Consider the following 17,650-nt stretch of genomic DNA (forward strand, 5'->3'; position numbering starts at 1 on the left):
GCTACCACACCCGCACCACGAGTTCGTGGCGTTGACCGTCGAGCGAGACGGAGCGCCACGCGACGGTGACGTCCGCAGTACTCGGCACCGGACTGCCGGCGGTCGCGGGGTCGCCGTCAACGGTCGCGACGCCGCTGTCGGTTTTCAGTGTCACGTTCACGGACCGGAACTCGGGGACGGAGAGGCGGTCGGCGAGGTCGGTCTCGTCGCCGAAGAACGACGCCACGCGCTCGCTGTCGAGGACGAACGGCGCGTCGGCGTCGGCGAGTCGGTCCGAGGCGAGGCCGTCCGCGAGGCGGTTGGCAGTGACGGGGTCGCCGACGCCCGTCCCCGTGAACGGCGTGATGATACCGGGGACGAACGCGAACGCGAACGCCACGGTGACGAGGAAGATGCTGACGCCCGCGGCGAAATCCATGGTGGTCTGTGCGCGAGTCATGTTACGTGAACGCGAACGCGATCAGCGCGATGGTCGGCAGCACCACCGCGAACTTCACGCCCGAGAGCAGGTCGGCGTCCCGGATGTAGCCCGCGATGAACCCCGAGATGATCCCCTGCATCGTCACGGCGTGGAAGAACATCACGCCGAGCAGTTCGGTGTCGATGTTCCCGCCAAAGCTCATGTCGGCGTTCGCGCCGGCGCCGCCCGCCGTGGACGTCGAGAGCCCCGCCATCGTGCCGAGGAACTTCACCTTCAGGATGATCATCACGGCGAGCAGCGTGAGGTAGGTCATCACGATGATGACGACCTGCATGCGGGCCCGCGAGCGCCGCTCGCGCTCGATGTCGTCCTGGTTCTCACTGGCCTGGGCGGCCGTCGAGAGCACCGCCGTGATCTGACTGGAGGCCTCCTGGGCCTTCGAGATGAGCTTCACCGTCCGCGCCAGCCGCGGGATGTGGTACTTGTTGTTGAACTCGACGAGGGCCTGGCGCAGGTTCGTGCCGTAGTTCACCTTCGCGTACATCACCTCGAACTCCTCGCCGAGTTTCCCGGCCGTCGTGTCCGACACCATGCTGATGGACTCCAGCAGGGTCATCCCGGTGTCGTTGGCCGACGCGAGCTTCCGGAGGTTGTCCGAGAGCTTGTTCGTGATGCGGCGCCGCGAGCGCACGTTCCACTCCCGGAAGAACGCGAGCGGCGTTCCCACGACGTACAGCGGCAGGTAGACGTAGAGGAACGTCCCCCATATCGGGGCCTCGACCATCCCGTCGATGGTCGTCGGTGCGACGTCGCCGACCACCGCCGCCACGACGAACACCACCATCACGGGCACGGTGAACGCCAGCGTGAACAGCGGATTGTCCCGGAAGAACGCCGCGGGGTGGCGGAGGAGCTGTTTGGTCTCGTAGTTCCCCTCGCGGCTCTTCACGCGGTCGAAGATAGCGAAGTCGCCGACGAAGCGCTCGACGAGGCCGAGGTTCACCAGCCCGGGCTCCTTCCGGCCGTCGTCGCCGTCGTCGAGTTCGAGGTAGCCGTCGCCGATCTCGTCCTGTTTCACCGTCGAGACGAGCACGAGGAAGCCGAGGCCGACGATGGGCACGAGCAGGTAGACGGTGGCGTACAGCAGTCGCATCTGGGCCTGCCCGAGCATGCTCATGATGACGAGGATGATGATGAGCAACAGCGGGAACAGCGACAGCGTCATGTACATCTCGCCGAACAGCTCCAGGGTCTCCAGGGTGAGCTCCTGTTGCTGTTTGGCGGTGCGCATGTGCTTGTCCTTCTTGTCCGAGAGGAACTCCGTCATGTCCCCCCCGGAGTTGATGATGGAGAGCATGTCCGTGAGGAACTGGCTGAGTTCGTCGCTCGGCGTCTCCATCGCACGATTCCGCACCGCCGTCCGGTAGTCCGTGTCGAAGTACTCGGTCTCCTGGACGATGCTCCGGAACTCCATGGCCACCTCGCCGTACGTGTCGTCGGCCTTCGCCATCGCCTCCAGGATCTCGAGCTGGTTCATCCCGCCGATGGAGAGCGCGTACATGAACGAGATGGAGTCTGCGAGCAGCATGTTGATCTCCCGCTCGCGGGAACTCGACCGCATGTAGGGGAGCGCGACGAGCGTCCCGAACCCCACCGTGAACCCCATGAAGCCGAAGACGAGGCCGGTGGCGACGACGAGTGCGGGGATCTTGATGGCCTGGACGACGGCCAGCAGCGTCTCGTTGGGGACGGGCAGGCCGATGATGGACTGCGTCCCGATGAACCCCATGTAGAACAGCACGTAGCCGAGCGCGAGGCCGAGCAGCCACAGCAACACGCCGACGAGCACGCCGACGCCGATGGCCCGCGAGACGAACAGCTCCGCGGGGTCGTCCATGCGCGCCTCCGCGAGTTTCGTCTCCACGTCCGCGACGAAGTCGCTCTGCTCGTCGAACGCCCACCGGTAGAGGGGGTAGAACGCGTCGGCGAGCGCGTCCGCCCCCTCGCCGAACGTCCGCGACCCCGTGCTCATTCGGTATCGGCCTCCCCGTCCAACCCGTCGCCGGACGCCGACTGCGAATCCTCACCCACCGGGGCGTCGCTCGCTCCCTCCGGGGGGTCGGTCTGCGTGCCGCCGTCGGCGACCTCGTCGCCCGCGTCCACGTCGTCGTCCGCCCTCGCGCTCGCGGGTTCGAACTCGCCGAAGCCGTCGTCGGCGTCGCCGGCGACGCGCTCGATGGCCGCTTCGAGGGCGTCCGCGTCGAGGCCGCGCCGTTCCGCGACGACGTCCTCGTCGGCGGCGTCCGGGGAGAGCGCTGCCGCCAGCGAGTCCGGCGTCACGCCCTCGTACTCCGTGAGGACGCCGCCCTCCTCGCGGGCTGCCTCGAGGATGGCTTCGGTCTCCTCGAAGACCTGCTCGGAGGGGTCGGGGCGTGGCACCATCTCCTCCTTGTCGGGGTCGACGTCGATGATGACACTCTCCATCCCGCGGAGGTCCTCCAGGGCCTCCTGGAGGCGGTCGTTGGCGACCAGCGCGAGGATGGTCTCCGGGTCGTTGATGTACGCCTGTGCTGTCGCCGCGACCTGTGCGTACTCGTTGAGTCCCTCCTGGATGAGGTACGCGAGCAGCACGCGGCGCTCCTGCAGTTCCGCCTGGAGCTCCTGGTTGGTCCAGCCGCGGTCGAACTTGATCTCGTCGAGCGTCGAGGAGTCCGCGGTCTGCCGGAAGGAGTCGTCCTCGGGCTCCCACTGGAACACGTCGTTGACGTTGATCTCGTCGTTCTCCGGGTCGTAGCGGTTGATCTCCGTGATGGAGCGGTTCCGGCGCACCTTCTGGCCGCGCACCCGCGTCTCCGTCTGCACGGAGACGAGGTCGAGGGCGGTGAACAGCGTCTTCGAGACGTTGATTGGTTCGGTGGTGAACCGCTTGAGCACCTCGCCGACGTTGTCCGCGTGGAACGTGGTGTACGTGGTGTGGCCGGTGCTCATCACCTGGAACAGCGTCCGCCCCTCCTCGCCGCGCACCTCGCCCATCACGATGTAGTCGGGGCGCTGGCGGAGCGCGGCCTCCAGCAGGTCGAACTCGTCGATGTCGCCCGTCTCGTCCTCGCCGAAACTCGGCCTGGTGACGCTCGCGATCCAGTTGCGCTGCGGGAGTTCGACCTCCCGGGTGTCCTCGATGGAGACGATCTTCGAGTTGCTCGGGATGAACAGCGAGACGGCGTTCAGGCTGGTCGTCTTCCCGGAGGCCGTACCGCCGGCGAAGACGACGCTCTTGTGGTTCTCGATGGCGAGCCAGAGGAACGCCATCTCGTCGAGGCTGAACGTCTGCCAGTTGATGAGGTCGACCGGCGTGAACGGGACGTCCTTGAACTGGCGGATGGTGTAGTTCGTGCCGTGGTCGCTGACCTCCTTGCCGAGGGTCAACTGGGCGCGCGACCCGTCCGGGAGCGTCGCGTCGACCTGCGGCTGGCGTTTCGAGATGCCCTTCCCGGAGCGCTGGGCGAGTTTCACGACGAAGTTGTCGAGGTCCTCCTGGCCGTGGTGGACGTTCGTGATGAGGTTCTCGTAGTCCGTGTGGTAGACGAAGACGGGCGAGTTGTACCCGTCGCAGGAGACGTCCTCGACGTTGATGTCGTGTTTGATGCCGTCGATGCGCTCGTAGCCGATGAAGTTGCGCTTGAGGACGTACAGCAGCGTCTCCACCTGGTACTGGGTGAGCGTGTCCGCGTCCTCCTCGAGGACCGCTGGCTCGGGCCGCGCCTGGATCCCGTCGATCTGGTCGGATTCGAGCGCGTCGGGGGCGTCGCGCCGCCCGAGTGCGACGAGCAGGCGGTCGACCAGCGACTGCTCGATGCCCGGCGGCCCCTCGTAGAGGTCGTAGCGGTCGAGCAGCTTCCGGGTCTCGCGCTCGATGACCGACCGGCGCTGGGTCTCGTCGCCCGCCGCCATCACGCCCTCGCTGGCGTACTTGATGGCGGTCCGGAGCTTGTCCGTAAGGAACGACTGGAGGTCGGTCTCGATGGGGTTGCGGTACGGTTCGACGAGGTAGTACTTCTTCTCGTTCTCGCGGTCGGAGTGGAAGACGACGACGAACGCGTAGGGCTTGTTCACCCAGTAGCGCTCCACCTCGCTGAAGTGGGTCTTCTTCTCCATCGACACCGCCTTCTCGAGGTCGTAGCGGTTCGCCATCGTGGTCTGGCCCTCGACCGTCGAGAAGAACGCGTCCTCGTCGACGTCCTCGCGGACGTTGACGGTGCGCTCGTCCTCCAGGTCGAGCATCTCGTCGGCGGCGTCGTCCTTCACGGAGAGCCAGTGGGCGGTGTTCGCCGGGTCGAAGCCGAGGTACTCGACCGGGTCGAAGCGCACGATGTCGCCGTCGTCGTCGCGGGGCCGAGTCCAGTCGTTCTCGCCGACGTAGTAGTACTCGCGCTTGAAGTGCTCCCACATCCACTCCTCGGAGTTCACGGGGGTCGTCTCGGGGTCGGTGAACTCGTCGAAGAACTCGTGGAGGTTCGTCGCGCGACGGGCTGCCGTGCCGACGACCGTGTCCCTCGCTTCGGGCGCGAACCCGAGGTCGTCGGTCGGGTCGGCGTCCACGCGCTTCCAGTTCGGGCGCGGCGGGTCCGCGCCGAACTCCTCGAACGTCGGGTACGGCGGTTCGACCCGGTCCTCCGGGTCTTCGGGGTTCTCGGGGTCCTCTGCGTCGGACTCGGCGACCGCGAGTTCGTGTCTGACGCGCTCGCGGCGCTCCTCGACCCGGTGGGCGGCCGCCGAGTGACCGTACTCCTTGAGGTAGTCCACCCAGGAGTAGTCGCCGACCGTCGCGCCGCCCTCGCCGACGAGTCGCTCGACCGCGGGGTCGAGGTCGGTGTTCAGCGCCGTGTCGCGTCCCGTCCCCGGGACGCGTTCGACGGCGGGTTCGAGTTCGTCGAGGCTACGGCGGTCCGGGTCGGGTTCGTCGAACAGGTCCGCTGCGGCCGCACCGTCGGCCGTCGACTCGTCCGCCGGTTCCGCTTCTCCGATCGTGACGTCGTCGGCGTCGCCGGACGGTGGGTCCGCGCTCCCGCCGGGCCGCCCGGAGTCGCTGTCGCGTCCGTCGGTCGGGTCCGTTGGCTCCTCGCTGCCGTCGCCACCCTCGGCGCCGTCAGGACCCCCGTCGCCCTCGGCGTCGTCCCCTGCCATTGGCGGGTCCTGGCCCCCCAGCGTGAAAAACCCTTGTGCCCGACTACCATACTGTTGAAGGCACGACAGTTACTCGTAGCGGAGCGCGTCGATGGGGTCGGTCCGGGCGGCGTCCCACGCCGGGTACAGCCCCGCGACGGCGCCGACGAGGAGGCCGACGGCGACGGCGATGCCAGCCCACTCGACGGGGAACGTCAACGGGAGGTCGACGTACCGAGTCGCCACGTAGCCACCGACGATGCCGAGGACGGTGCCGGCGACGGCGCCCACGACCCCCAGTACCACCGCCTCCACGAGGAACAGCTGGAGGATGTCGCGGTTCTGCGCGCCGATGGCCTTCATGATCCCGATCTCGCGGGTCCGCTCGGTGACGCTGACGAGCATGATGTTCGCGATGCCGATGGAGCCGACGACGAGCGAGATGACCGCGATGCCCGTGACGAACGCCGTGAACGTGTTCAGGAGCTCCTGGATCTGGTCGACGAGGTCCTGGGGCGTCTGCACGGAGAACGCGTAGCTGTCCGGTTTCAGTTCCCTCGCGTCGGAGTTGGACTCGAGGTACGTCAGCACGCGCCCCTCGACGTCCTCGACGGCGGAGAACTCGGTAGCGACGACCGTCATCGTGGGGTAGGCCCGCTGTTCGACGCCCTGGCTCGGGCTCTCCAGGCGGTTCTCGTAGAATGGGTCGATGGGCACGTACACCTCCGGGAACGACGTGTCCCCGAACGGGCCGCCCTCGGTGTCGAGGACGCCGACGAGCGTGGCGTTCACGCGGGTCCCGTCGGGTCGGAGCACGACGACGCGCTCCCCGATGGAGACGTTACCCTCGAACAGTGCGAGCGCGGGGCTGTTGACGACGACCTCGCGAGCGCCGGGCTCGAACGCCTCGCCCGCGACGAACCCGGCGTCGGTTCGGTAGTCGAAGAACGTGGGCGTGCTCGCCGTGAGCTGGTTGTACCCGATCGTCTGGTTGTCGACGACGAGTCCAGACACCGGCACCGTCCCGGTGGGAATCACGTCGGTCACCCCCGTTAGATTCCGGATCTCGGCGACGTCGTGGTTCGTGAACACGGCCTGTTGCGGGCCGGAGGGGCCCGGAGAGGCCTCGGCTGGCCCGCTCGTGACCGTCATCGACGGCGTCTGTCGACCGGTCACCTGGTCGAGGACGTCCGCCTGCAGGCTCGCACCGAGCGTGACGAACGTGATGACGGCGGCCACGCCGATCGCCACGCCCAGCGTCGTCAGCAGCGACCGGAGCCGGTGGCCGCGGATGGCACGCAGGCTCATCCGCAGGCTCTCGACGGGGTTCACGGGCCACCACCAGCGTGCGGACGGCGGGGCTCGGCCACCCGCTCCTCGCGTTCGACCTCGCCGTCGAGCAGGTGGACGATGCGGTCGGCGTGCTCGGCGATGTGGCGTTCGTGGGTCACCAGCAGCACCGTGTTCCCCTCCGCGTGGAGGGCCGCGAACAGCTCCATGATCTTCCGGCCGGTCTCCGTGTCGAGGTTCCCCGTCGGCTCGTCGGCGAGCAACAGCGCGGGGTCGTTGGCGAGCGCGCGAGCGATGGCGACACGCTGGCGCTGCCCACCGGAGAGCTCGTTCGGCCGGTGGTCCGCGCGGTCCCCGAGGCCGACGCGCTCGAGCAGTTCGCGGGCGCGCTGGTCGCGCTCGGACCCGGGGACACCCTGGAACACCATCGGGAGCGCGACGTTCTCGGCCGCCGTGAGCCGCGGCATCAGGTTGAACGTCTGGAAGACGAAGCCGATCTCCCGGCCGCGGAGTCGGGTCCGCTCGCGTTCGGAGAGCGCGGTGACGTCCTGTCCGTCCACGTCGACGCGTCCCTCCGTCGGCGTGTCGAGGCAGCCGACCAGGTTCATCAGCGTGCTCTTCCCGGAGCCGCTCGGCCCCATCACGGTCGTGTACGACCCCCGCGGCAGCGACAGCGAGACGCCGCCGAGCGCGTGGACCGCCTGCTCGCCGAGGTGGTAGGTCTTCCAGACTCCGTCGAGTTCCACGGCGCGTGAGGCGTCGCTCATCGTCGCCCCCGCTGGACGAGCGGGTGGGTGCCGGTCATGTACGAACGAACGTGCGCCAGCGACGTAACCGTGCTGGGAGGGGGGTTCGAGAGTCGGGCTGCCGACCGGGTGCGGCGCCGACGGCTACCGGTACTCCGCGACGACCTCGACCGCCCCGTCCTCGACCTCGATGTCGACGAGTGCGGACACGTCGTGGGGCGAGTCGGCCATCGCGCTCTCCGAGCCGACCTTCCGGATGACGACGACCACGTCCGCGACCTCCGCACCGACGTCGTCGAGCGCGTCGGTGAGCGCACGCAGCGTGCCGCCGGTCGACAGCAGGTCGTCGAGGACGAGCACGCGGTCGCCCGCCTCGACGTCGTTGAGGTACATCTCGCCCTCGGAGTAGCCGGTCTCCTGGTGGAGAGACACCTCGCCGGGGAGGCCGTACTCGCGCTTTCGCACGACCGTCAACGGGATGTCGGTCTGGAGGCTGACCGCCGTCGAGATGTGGATCCCCATCGCTTCGGGGGTGACGATCTTGTCCATGTCCCCCAGTTCGGCGACCCGGGTCACGCCGACCACGACCTCGCGGAGCAGCGCCGGTTCCAGCATCGGCACGCCGTTGCTGATGGGGAGGACGACGTACTCGTAGCCGCCGTCCTTCTCGATGACCGGCGCGTCCTCGAAGGAGTCGCGGAGTCGCTCCATACTCCACGTTCGAGGACTGCGACTAAACAGTAGTGGCTCGGGACCCAGCTACCGCGTCTCCGTCCGGACGCCCCCTCGGACCGCGTTCACCACCGCACCGAGCAGCACCACGATGCTGGCGAAGTAGAGCCAGGTGACGAACAGGAGGACCGCGCCGATGACGCCGTACGCCGCGTAGCGACCGGCGTTCGACGCGTAGATCCGGAACCCGATTTGGAGGATCACCCACCCGACCGCGGCGACGAACGCGCCAGGGACCACCTCCCCCACCGACACCTCGACCGGCGGGAGTACGTAGTAGATCGGCAGGAGGGCGACAGCCAGCACGACAACCAGCAGGAGCGACCCGAGTACGTTGACGTACGGGAGTTCCAGCGAGAGGACCGAGAGCACGACGCCGACGGCGACGACGAGAGCGACGGCGAGCGCGATACCGACCACGACGACCAGCGCGTCCTTGACCTGGTCGAGTATCGACGACTGGACGTCGTCGGCGTACAGTTCGTCGAACGCCTGGTCGAGGCCCCGGAACAGTTTCAGGGCGCTCCACGTCAGCGTGACCAGCCCGACGACGGACGCCGCCCCGCGACCGGCCGTGGTCGTGAGCGCCTCCGTCACGACGTCCTGCCCGGACGAGGACAGTTGCTGGCTGAGCATGTCCGAGACCTGGTTGGCCAGCGACTCTCCCCCGACGACCGACGCCAACACGACCGCGAGCAACAGCAGCGGGATCACCGACACGAACGCGTAGTAGGCGATCCCCGCCGCCATGAACGTGAGGTTGCGGTCGCGTGCGAGTGCGACGACCGACCCGATAGTCGACATATATTCGCTACGACGTCCACTCGGTTGAATCCGGCGGCAGTGCAAGGTAGAGTCGCTCTACTGCCCAGATGGGGTCTCCTGGTTGCCCGTTGTCGACCAGCCGACGGGTCGCGCATCGAACGCTCCTCGGCGGAAGCCAGCCGCTCAGAGCGTCACCGACTCGAAGCCGAAGAACGCCGTCTCGTACCCCTCGTGGCGGGACACCTGCGGCGGCGCCTGCATCCCAACCGTCACCTCGTCGTCCTCGGCGAGCGACGGGACGGCCGCGCCGTAGTGGAAGCCGAGTTCCGGGTCGAGGGTCGCCGCCAGTGTGCCCTCGTAGCGCGTCTCGCCATCACGAGCGACCTCGGCGACGAGCGTCGCCGCGGGGAGCGGGAACCGGTTGTACTGCGTGCGCAGCGACGCGACGAGGTAGGACTCGTCGTCGCTCGTCGCGAACTGGCCGCGCCGGTCGGCGCTGCCGACGGCGAGTTCCGCGCCCTCCGTCGCGCCGGTCCCCCGGAGTGCCACCGGGAACGAGTCCGCGGCGGGTACTCGCCCGGCCTCCACGGCCTCCATCTCCATCGGGTCGACGGCGCCCTCGCTCCCCTCGCGGTTTGCCGGGATGTCCTCGTAGGGGAGTTCGTTCAGCGCGTCGCGTTCGAACGTGAACGAGAAGGCTAACTGTATCGGGCCGTCGGGGGTCTCGACGTCCTCCGTCCGGCGAGTGCCGCCTGGCGCGACCCGCACCGTCGCCTCGTACTCACCTTCCGGGCCGAGGCCGACGTTGTCGCCGTAGTGGACCCCCATCTGCTGGGAGAGCATCTGCCAGGGGGCCAGTGAACTGGTCTCGCCGTCCGGGCCGGTGAGGGTTATCTCGGGGCTCGTCGTGGGGAGCGCCACGCCCGCCTCGGCGTCCCACACGGACGCCATCAGGTGGACGTCGTCGCCGTCCTCGACGTCCACGCGTTCGGTGCTCTCGCCGTTCACCAGCCAGAACCGGTGGGGGAACGTGTACGACAGCGCGCAGCGGTAGCGGCCGTTCGCGATCATCCCCGCCATCTCCATCCCCTCCGTGTGCGAGGGGAGGTAGGGCGCGTCCGGCCGGTTCTCGGGGACCGGCGGCTCGCGACTCGCGCGCTCCGTCTCGAGGAAGCCAAGGCAACCGGCCGTCGCCGCGAGTCCCGTCGCGCCCGCCGCTGCGAGCACGTCGCGTCTACGCATCGTCACCCTCCGGGGTGGGGAGCGCGCGCGTCTCGCGCGGCGGTAGTAGGTAGTTCCCGCGGTGGGTGACCGAGAGGTACTGCCTGATGCCGTTGTTCGTGCGCCGTCCGACTGCCGACTGTGCTGTGAGGTCTGTCGCGTTCATGGCGTCTCTCGTCTTCACGAACTCCGAGATCTCTCGCTGGAGGGCGAGGAAGTGCGTGCCCGCGCGGCCGAAGTCCGTCGAGTCGAAGTCCCGGCGGAGGATAAGGGGGCGGCCGTCCTTACGTACCGCCTGGAGTTTCTGACCGTGGCCGACGACGCCGCGCTGCTGGGCGTCCTCCAGGGGGTCGGCGCAGTCCTCGAGCTGTGGGCTGTCGCCGAGGTTCTCGCCGGTCCCCTCGACGGCGCCCGAGTCGGCGTGCGCCGGACAGAACATCTTCGCGACGCGCTCCTCGCGGCCGTCCTGTTCGTACCACTGCTGGAGGTTCAGGTCGATGTGAGAGACGTGCTGCGTGGTGCCGCCCGCGAACGGCCCCGACTGGATGGTGACGCGGTCCTCGGTCGCCTGGCTCTTCTCGAAGTCGGACTTGAACCCCATGTACAGCGGGGCGTCCTCCGCGACCGGCTCCGAGTCCGGGACGCCGCCCGTGTCCTGGTGCTCGGCGGGGAGTCCCTCGCCGACGAACCCGGTGCGGCGCTCCGCCACCGAGAACGCGCCGGTCAGCGCGGCGTCGACCGGGTCGTCGTTGAGTGCTTCGCGGTTCCCGCGCATCCCCTCCTCGGCTTCGAGGACGACCTGTGCGTGGTCGCTCGCGAGGTGGAGGATGGCGTCCGGGGTGTCGAACTCGGGGTCCTCGAGGTCCGAGAGCGCCCGGGGCTCCGGCAGGTCGACACCCGCCGGCGACCCGCCCAGCGACTCGAAGTACGCGGGCGAGTAGCCCAGCGTGAACAGCAACCCCTCGTTCGACCACTCGTATGCGCGCTCCAGCGAGCGGAGCGCGTCCTCGACGCGCTGGCGGTCGGCCTCGGTCGGTTCGGACCCGTCGTAGTTCAGGAGGAGGAGGACGTGGTGGCGGGGCGGCAGGACGTTGCCGGCGTCGTCGCGGGCAGCGTAGTCGTTCCAGGCGTGCTGGCGGGCGGGGAGCGACGCGGGGTCGTCCGTGCCTCCGGGGACAGACACCTCGTTCTCGCGCTCCACACAGGCCGCCAGTGCGCTCGCACCACCGATGGCGACCGCCGACTTGAGGAACGCGCGGCGCGGGATACCGCGCTCGTCGGAGTGCATGCCCGACCGTTACGGACGTGACTGAAAAGGGGTTCTGGTGCGGGCGTCGAATTCGACGGGCGAACCAGAATCCGTTAAGGTGCCCGCTTGCTACGACAGACCATGCAGACGATTCGGCGCGCCGCGCGCGCCACAGGGAGCGGCCTCGCGGCCAGCGCGGCCGTCGGCAGCGCGGCCGCCCACTCCGGCACCACCCACGCCGGAACGCCCCACTGGTTGCTGTTCGTACTGGTGTTGCTCGGTGGCGCCGTCACGGCGGGTGCCGTCGCCGCCTACCGCCGCCGCGTGGTCGGCGGGGCGACGAGCGCGATTGTCGCGCTCTCGGCGGCCGTCGTAGGCGCGTTCGGTCTCGTCGGCCTCGTCGAACTCCAGGTCGTCGCCGAGACGCCGCCGACGCTCACCGACGTCTACCCGACGCTGAGCCTCGTCGTCGGCGTCGCGATGGCCGTCGGCAGTCTCGTCGTCGGCCGCCTCCGGTGGCCACAGCGACCGCGGTACGCCGGTCTGGGCCTCCTGCTCGCGGCGTGGGTGGTCTACCCCGTGGCGATGCCCAACGGCGGCGTCTACAACCCGCTCGGCCACGTGCTCGTCGTCGGCGTCGTGCTCGCCGTCGGCTATGTGCTGTGGCGGGACGCACGGGCCGTCGTCCAGAGCCTCCGCCACGACCGCCGCCCGCTGGGCGCTGGACTTCTCGCCGGCCCGTTGTTCTCCGTGTTCTTCCTGTTCTCGGCGGGCACGCTCACGCTGAATCCCGACTCGGGTGTCGGTGCCCCCACGGAATCGCTCGTGGTCTTCCTCCCCGTCTCGGACCCGCTGGTCGCGTGGCCCGCCGTCGAGTTCGTCTTCCCGTCGGTCCCGATGGCGGGCTACTTCTCCGTCGGTACCGTGCTCCTGCTCGCCCTGCTCGGCAGCCTCGTGTCGCTCAACGTCGGCGTGATGGTCCAGCAGTGGCGCGCCGGCACGGCGGACAGCTCCGGCACCTCGGCGCTCGGGATGGCCGCGACCACCGGCGCGACCGCGTGTTGCTGCTGCGCTCCGGCGTTCTACGGCGTCCTCTCGGTCGTCTTCGGCGCGGCGGCGACGCCCGCGTACTGGGCGTTCCTCGACCCCTCCTCGCCGGTCGGCGGCGTCTTCTTCGCGGCGAGCGTGGTGCTGTTACTCGGGAGCGTCGTTCGCGCTGTCGGCGGCGGCCGCGCGCAGTCACTCCAGTAGCCCGTCGACGAGACGCTCGAAGCGGTCGAAGAAGCGCTCCGGGACCGACGGCTCGACCGCGTCGAGCACACGGACGGTCTCCTCGGGCCGAGTCAGCGCGAGCGTCACGCGGTTGCGGGCGTCGCGACGCTTCTCCACGACGCCACACTCCACGAGGTTCGAGACGTGGTGTTCGAGCGTGCTCCGGGCCACGCCGACACGTTCGGCGACGTCGCTCGGCGACGATGGGCCGGCGTCCAGAAGACAGAGGAGGACGTCGCGCGCGGTCTCGCGTCGGGCGAGCGCGAGCGCACCGCGGTCCCACTCGTCCGTCTCGGGCGGGAAGTAGTGGGTCCGGCCGTAGAACCCGTCGGCCGCGAGTGCGCCGTCCTCGCGGAGGCTGCGGACGTGGTGCTGGACCTGGCCTGGGGCGACGTCCAGTTCCCGGACGACCGCGTTGAAGTGGACGCCCGGGTTCGCGACGACGTGGTCGTGGATGCGCTCGCGGACGGCCGTCACCGCGACCCGCCTCCCGCGGAGACCTCCGCCGACCGCGCGTAGTAGACCGCCGCGACGACGAGCGCGGCCATCACCACGTCCAGCGAGTGCTCGACGAGGTGGTGGCGCTCGAGGGCGATCGCGCCCCCGATGCTCGCCGCGGCGACCCCGGTCCGGGCGAGGAGGGCGCCGAGCGCGAGCGCCACGAGCAGGTACGAGCGGGACCGTCGGCGCAGGAAGACGGCGAGCGCCGCGCCCGTGAGCACGGCGGCGGCGAGGCCGGCGACCGTGAGCGCCGCAACGAGCGGGAGGCTCAGGTCTGCCGTCTGGGCGTGCGCGACGGGAATCACGACCGTCTCTTGTGACCCGAGTGTGCTAAGCACTCGGGTTCGGGGCGAGTCACTGACTGACCGACTGGCCGCGCATCGCCGCGAAGCCGCGGTCGAGGTCCGCGACGAGGTCGTCGACGTGTTCGATGCCGACGGACACCCGCACGAGCGAGTCGGTGATCCCCTGGGCCTCGCGTTCGGCCTTCGGGATCGGTTCGTGGGTCATCGCCGCCGGCAGTTCGGCGAGCGACTCGACGCCGCCGACGCTCACCGCGAGCGCGAACTCCTCGAGCGCCTCGAGGAACCGTTTCGCGTCCGCGAGGCCGCCGTCGAGTTCGAACGAGAGGATGCCGCCGTAGCCCGCGGTCTGCTCGCGGGCGAGGTCGTGTTGCGGGTGGCTCTCCAGGCCCGGGTAGTGGACCGCGTCGACGGCGTCGTGGGATTCGAGGTACTCCGCTATGGCGAGCGCGTTCGCCTCGTGGTCGCGCATCCGGGGCGCGAGGGTCTTCGTGCCGCGCAACACGAGGTACGAGTCGAACGGCGAGAGGACGTTACCGAGGCCGACCTGCTGGAGGAACGCCACGTCGTCGGCGAACGACTCGTCGTCGGTGACGAGCGCGCCGCCGACGGAGTCGCTGTGGCCGTTGAGGTACTTCGTCGTGGAGTGAGCGACGACGTCTGCGCCGAGGTCGAGGGGCGTCTGGAAGTAGGGACTAAGGAACGTGTTGTCGACGCCGAGGCGCGCGCCGGCGTCGTGGGCGATGTCGGCGACGGCCTCGATGTCACAGAGCCGCAGCAACGGATTCGTTGGTGTCTCCACCCAGAGGAGCGTCGTCTCGGGCCGGACCGCGTCGGCGACGTTGTCGGGGTCGGTGGCGTCGACGAACGAGACGTCGACGCCGAGTCTGTCCCGGACCATCGTTTCGAGGAGTCGCCGGGTGCCGGCGTAGAGGTCGTCGAACGCGACGACGTGGTCGCCGGGTTCGACGGACGCGAGTACGGCAGTAGCGATGGCCGACGTGCCCGAGGCGAACGCGAAGCCGTGGTCGCCGCCCTCCAGGGAGGCGAGGCGCTGTTCCAGCGCGTGACGTGTCGGATTGTTGAGTCGCGAGTAGAGGAACTGTCCCTCTGCGGGGTCGACCTCCTCGAGGCTGAGGTCCGTGTCCAGCTCCGGGAGCGCGAACGTCGACGCGAGGTGGATCGGGGAGACGACGTCGCCACGGAGCGTCGCTCCGGGGTCCTCACCGTGGCCGACTGCGCGAGTCTCGATGCGGGGACGGTCGTCCATACAGGAGCGTCGGCTGATTCCCCCTAAGATGTTTCGGGTATGTGATAATTTTTCGCCTTCGGAGAATTATTCGGGCTAATATCTCCGCCGTCGTGGGTCGGCCGATCGACCGAATCGGACAACGTTTATCACCCGTCCGGTATCACGTTCGCACATGGACGATATTTTCGTCGGTCAGCTGATGTCGGACGACCTCCACACGGTGTCGAAGGACACGCTCGTCGCGGACGCCGCGGACCTGATGCTCGAACACGGCATCGGCTCGCTCATCGTCGTCGACGAGGACGACCACCTCGAGGGCATCCTCACCACCACCGACTTCGTCGACATCGTCGCGAAGAGCAAGCCGAAGGCCGAGACCACCGTCGAGCGCTACATGACCACGGACGTCATCACCACGAGCGTGCAGGACTCCATCCGCGACGTCGCCGACGCCATGGTCGAACACGGCTTCCACCACATGCCCGTCGTCGACGACGACACCGTCATCGGCATCATCACCACCAAGGACCTCACCTCGTACATCTCCACGGTTCAGACGCCGAGTCCCGCCTAAACCGCTGCGAGTCGAGCAGCCCCTCTGTTCTTTCCAGGCCGCGTCAGGATCCAGGACCCTTCACGTCTCGCTGACTTCGTGGACCCACTCGGCGACGTCCGCGACCACGTAGTCCGCGACGTTGCCGCCGAAGTAGAGGTACTCCATCGTTGTCGCAGGCGCCTTACCCTCCTGGAAGTAGTGACCGATGCCCTCGTAGTGCTCGAAGCGGTCGTCGTCGGTCGACTCGGCGGCTCGCCAGTCCTCGATCTTCTCCCGGGCGGGTTTCACGAGTTCGGGCTGGAGCTCCTGGTCGACGCGCTCCGTCGTGGCGGCGAACAGCGGGACCGGTAGCTCGCTGGCGGTCCCGACGGGGTCCATCGAGACGAAACTCTCGTGCAACGTCGCTGGGTCGCCCAGCACGGTTCGTCCTCGTCGTAGTCACCGTTCGCGGCTCTCTCGAACTCCGCCCTCTGCTCTGCGTACATCTCCTGCTGGGCTTCGGTGAGTTCGCCGTCCGGCGCGATGCTGTACCGAACGTAGTCGAAGTCCACCTCGTCGAGACCAGTGTCCGCCGGCCCGTCGAGGCTCACGATGCCCGCGACGCCACCGTGTCGCTCGGCGATGCTCGGCGCACACATCCCGCCCTGGCTGTGCCCCGCGACGAACACGCTGTCGGCGTCGACCTCCGGCGCGCTCGCGAGTTCGTCGACTGCGTGAACCGCGTCGTCGATGACGACGGTGTCGAGGTCGAACTCGTCGTGGGGAATCTCGTCCTCGTGGTCGAGGAGGCGCTTCTCGTAGCGGAGCACGGCGACGCCCCGCGATGCGAGCCCCCACGCGAAGTCCTTCAGAATCTTGCTCTCGCCGGCCGTCCCGTCGCGGTCGTGGATGCCCGCGCCGTGGACCAGCAGGACCCCCGGAACTGGCGTCTCGTCCGACGGGACCGTCAGCGTCCCGCCGAGCTCGACGTCGCCGGCGTCGACGGTCACCTCGCGCTCGCTGAACGCCGACCGGTCGGCGTACTCGGGTGGTGTGTACGCCGTCGGGAACGACACGTCAGATATCGCGCCGTCGTCGAACGACAGTTCCACTGGCTGACTACCCAGCGCGAACTGGAGGTCCACGGTCACGACGCCGTCCTCGACCGTCACGTCCTTGACGTCCCCGAACGCGCCGTACTGCGCGTACACCCCGTACCAGTACCGGCGGAACGCCGTCTCGGCGTCCTCGATGGGGACCCGCTGGAACTCCTCGGGGAACGACTCGACGACCGCGTTCTGTCCGTCCTCGGAGAGCAGTTCCGCAGCGTCCGCGAACGCCTCGTCGGTGAATCTGGCGACGAACTCGCGCGCCCGCTCGTCGAGAGCGTCGGTGGAGGAAGCCATAGTCGTGTCAGGATTCTCCGAACGGGCAGAAATAGGTTGGTGGTCCCACAGGACGTGAATCGTCGTTATCAGAATTCGTCAATCTCACCGTCTCACTACACGGGCGTGACGGGACTGAGCGAACGCTTCGCGTTCGCGACGGTCGGCACGCCCGCGAACGAGCACTGCGAGTGAGCGGGCGTGACGGGACTCGAACCCGAGGCGAGACGAGCGCAGCGAGTCTCGCGTGCTTCGAGTCCGTCGTGCCGGTTCGCTCGACGGTTCGCTGCGCTCACCGTCTCACTATACGGGCGTGACGGGACTCGAACCCGCGATCTAGAGGTTAGGAACCTCTCGCCGTAGTCCGCTTGGCCACACGCCCTCGGCCGCACTGAGGGTGGGCCGTCGAAAAACCGTTACGTTACTTCTCGGAGTCGGTGTCCGTGCTGGTGTCCGTACTGGTGTCCGCGTCGACGGTCGACTCGGTGTCGGTGTCCGTCGTGTCGCCGCTCTCGCGCATCTCCTCGAGTTCGGTCTCGATCTCTTCGCGCCCCTTCTGGAACTCGCCGATGGCCTGCCCGCTGGATCGTGCGAGTTTCGGGATCTTGTTCGCGCCGAACAGGAGGACGGCGATGAGCAGGAGAACTGCCCACTCCATACCCCCCGGGAGTCCGCCGACGAACAGTGGTGTACTGGTGAACATCGCTACTTGGTGGTAGCCTACTCTCGATTATAGGCTTTATGCTCCTTTCAGGTTCGTGGTAACGGGTCGCTGCGTGCTGGGAACGGCGGTCTCGGGCGCCGTGCCGTCGTCTG

17 protein-coding genes and 1 tRNA gene are annotated in these 17,650 nt (G+C 68.5%); 2 read left to right on the forward strand and 16 right to left on the reverse strand.

Annotated elements, in window-relative coordinates; all coding sequences use genetic code 11:
• Position 1 precedes the first annotated feature (1 nt).
• The 9 genes from LT965_RS14360 to LT965_RS14400 form a co-directional block, all read right to left on the reverse strand.
• Positions 2–439: a DUF7287 family protein gene (locus LT965_RS14360; RefSeq protein WP_232701543.1), complete on the reverse strand. Its 438-nt coding sequence runs from the start codon at positions 437–439 to the stop codon at positions 2–4.
• Position 440: 1 nt separating this feature from the next.
• Entirely contained in the window at positions 441–2,453 is a 2,013-nt protein-coding gene (locus LT965_RS14365) for a type II secretion system F family protein (RefSeq protein ID WP_232701544.1), read from the reverse strand.
• Positions 2,450–5,605, reverse strand: coding sequence for an ATPase, T2SS/T4P/T4SS family (locus LT965_RS14370; protein WP_349292033.1), 3,156 nt, complete (start codon positions 5,603–5,605; stop codon positions 2,450–2,452). Before LT965_RS14370 ends, LT965_RS14365 begins: the two co-directional genes overlap by 4 nt.
• 69 nt (positions 5,606–5,674) lie before the next feature.
• The gene (locus LT965_RS14375; protein WP_232701545.1) at positions 5,675–6,916 is read right to left on the reverse strand and encodes an ABC transporter permease; all 1,242 of its coding nucleotides are present in this window, start codon (positions 6,914–6,916) and stop codon (positions 5,675–5,677) included.
• Positions 6,913–7,641: an ABC transporter ATP-binding protein gene (locus tag LT965_RS14380; protein ID WP_232701546.1), complete on the reverse strand. Its 729-nt coding sequence runs from the start codon at positions 7,639–7,641 to the stop codon at positions 6,913–6,915. Before LT965_RS14380 ends, LT965_RS14375 begins: the two co-directional genes overlap by 4 nt.
• 123 nt (positions 7,642–7,764) lie before the next feature.
• Positions 7,765–8,331 carry a hypoxanthine/guanine phosphoribosyltransferase gene (hpt, locus tag LT965_RS14385; RefSeq protein ID WP_232701547.1) on the reverse strand — a complete coding sequence of 189 codons (567 nt, stop codon included), beginning with the start codon at positions 8,329–8,331 and terminating at the stop codon, positions 7,765–7,767.
• A gap of 48 nt (positions 8,332–8,379) precedes the next feature.
• Complete coding sequence (locus tag LT965_RS14390; protein ID WP_232701548.1) at positions 8,380–9,156, reverse strand: YihY/virulence factor BrkB family protein; 777 nt, start codon at positions 9,154–9,156, stop codon at positions 8,380–8,382.
• A gap of 144 nt (positions 9,157–9,300) precedes the next feature.
• Positions 9,301–10,359: a DUF7350 domain-containing protein gene (locus LT965_RS14395; protein WP_232701549.1), complete on the reverse strand. Its 1,059-nt coding sequence runs from the start codon at positions 10,357–10,359 to the stop codon at positions 9,301–9,303.
• The gene (locus tag LT965_RS14400; protein ID WP_232701550.1) at positions 10,352–11,626 is read right to left on the reverse strand and encodes a DUF7405 family protein; all 1,275 of its coding nucleotides are present in this window, start codon (positions 11,624–11,626) and stop codon (positions 10,352–10,354) included. The genes LT965_RS14395 and LT965_RS14400 overlap by 8 nt, the downstream gene beginning before the upstream one ends.
• A 102-nt stretch (positions 11,627–11,728) precedes the next feature.
• Between LT965_RS14400 and LT965_RS14405 the strand changes: the two genes are divergently transcribed.
• On the forward strand, positions 11,729–12,838 hold the full coding sequence (locus LT965_RS14405; RefSeq protein WP_232701551.1) for a hypothetical protein: 1,110 nt from the start codon (positions 11,729–11,731) through the stop codon (positions 12,836–12,838).
• On the opposite strand, the gene LT965_RS14410 is transcribed toward LT965_RS14405, so the two are convergent.
• From LT965_RS14410 to LT965_RS14420, 3 genes are read right to left on the reverse strand one after another with little or no spacing between them, the layout of a single operon-like run.
• Positions 12,827–13,336: a winged helix-turn-helix transcriptional regulator gene (locus LT965_RS14410; protein ID WP_232701552.1), complete on the reverse strand. Its 510-nt coding sequence runs from the start codon at positions 13,334–13,336 to the stop codon at positions 12,827–12,829. The genes LT965_RS14405 and LT965_RS14410 overlap by 12 nt on opposite strands.
• The gene (locus LT965_RS14415; protein ID WP_232701553.1) at positions 13,333–13,665 is read right to left on the reverse strand and encodes a DUF7471 family protein; all 333 of its coding nucleotides are present in this window, start codon (positions 13,663–13,665) and stop codon (positions 13,333–13,335) included. Before LT965_RS14415 ends, LT965_RS14410 begins: the two co-directional genes overlap by 4 nt.
• A gap of 49 nt (positions 13,666–13,714) precedes the next feature.
• Positions 13,715–14,932: a trans-sulfuration enzyme family protein gene (locus tag LT965_RS14420; protein WP_232701554.1), complete on the reverse strand. Its 1,218-nt coding sequence runs from the start codon at positions 14,930–14,932 to the stop codon at positions 13,715–13,717.
• Between the two features lie 154 nt (positions 14,933–15,086).
• On the opposite strand from LT965_RS14420, the gene LT965_RS14425 reads away from it, so the two are divergent.
• On the forward strand, positions 15,087–15,488 hold the full coding sequence (locus LT965_RS14425) for a CBS domain-containing protein (RefSeq protein WP_232701555.1): 402 nt from the start codon (positions 15,087–15,089) through the stop codon (positions 15,486–15,488).
• Between the two features lie 60 nt (positions 15,489–15,548).
• Here the strand turns inward: LT965_RS14425 and LT965_RS14430 are convergent, their stop codons facing one another.
• From LT965_RS14430 to tatA, 4 genes are all read right to left on the reverse strand, one after another.
• The gene (locus LT965_RS14430) at positions 15,549–15,848 is read right to left on the reverse strand and encodes a hypothetical protein (protein WP_232701556.1); all 300 of its coding nucleotides are present in this window, start codon (positions 15,846–15,848) and stop codon (positions 15,549–15,551) included.
• Positions 15,755–16,855, reverse strand: a complete 1,101-nt coding sequence (locus tag LT965_RS14435; protein ID WP_232701557.1) for an alpha/beta hydrolase — start codon at positions 16,853–16,855, stop codon at positions 15,755–15,757. Before LT965_RS14435 ends, LT965_RS14430 begins: the two co-directional genes overlap by 94 nt.
• Before the next feature lie 287 nt (positions 16,856–17,142).
• Positions 17,143–17,216 (reverse strand) — tRNA-Arg (locus LT965_RS14440).
• 39 nt (positions 17,217–17,255) lie between these two features.
• Entirely contained in the window at positions 17,256–17,537 is a 282-nt protein-coding gene (gene tatA, locus LT965_RS14445; RefSeq protein WP_232701558.1) for a twin-arginine translocase TatA/TatE family subunit, read from the reverse strand.
• Positions 17,538–17,650: the final 113 nt, after the last annotated feature.

The sequence above is a fragment of the Halobacterium wangiae genome (genome assembly GCF_021249345.1).
Classification (GTDB): Archaea; Halobacteriota; Halobacteria; order Halobacteriales; family Halobacteriaceae; genus Halobacterium; species Halobacterium wangiae.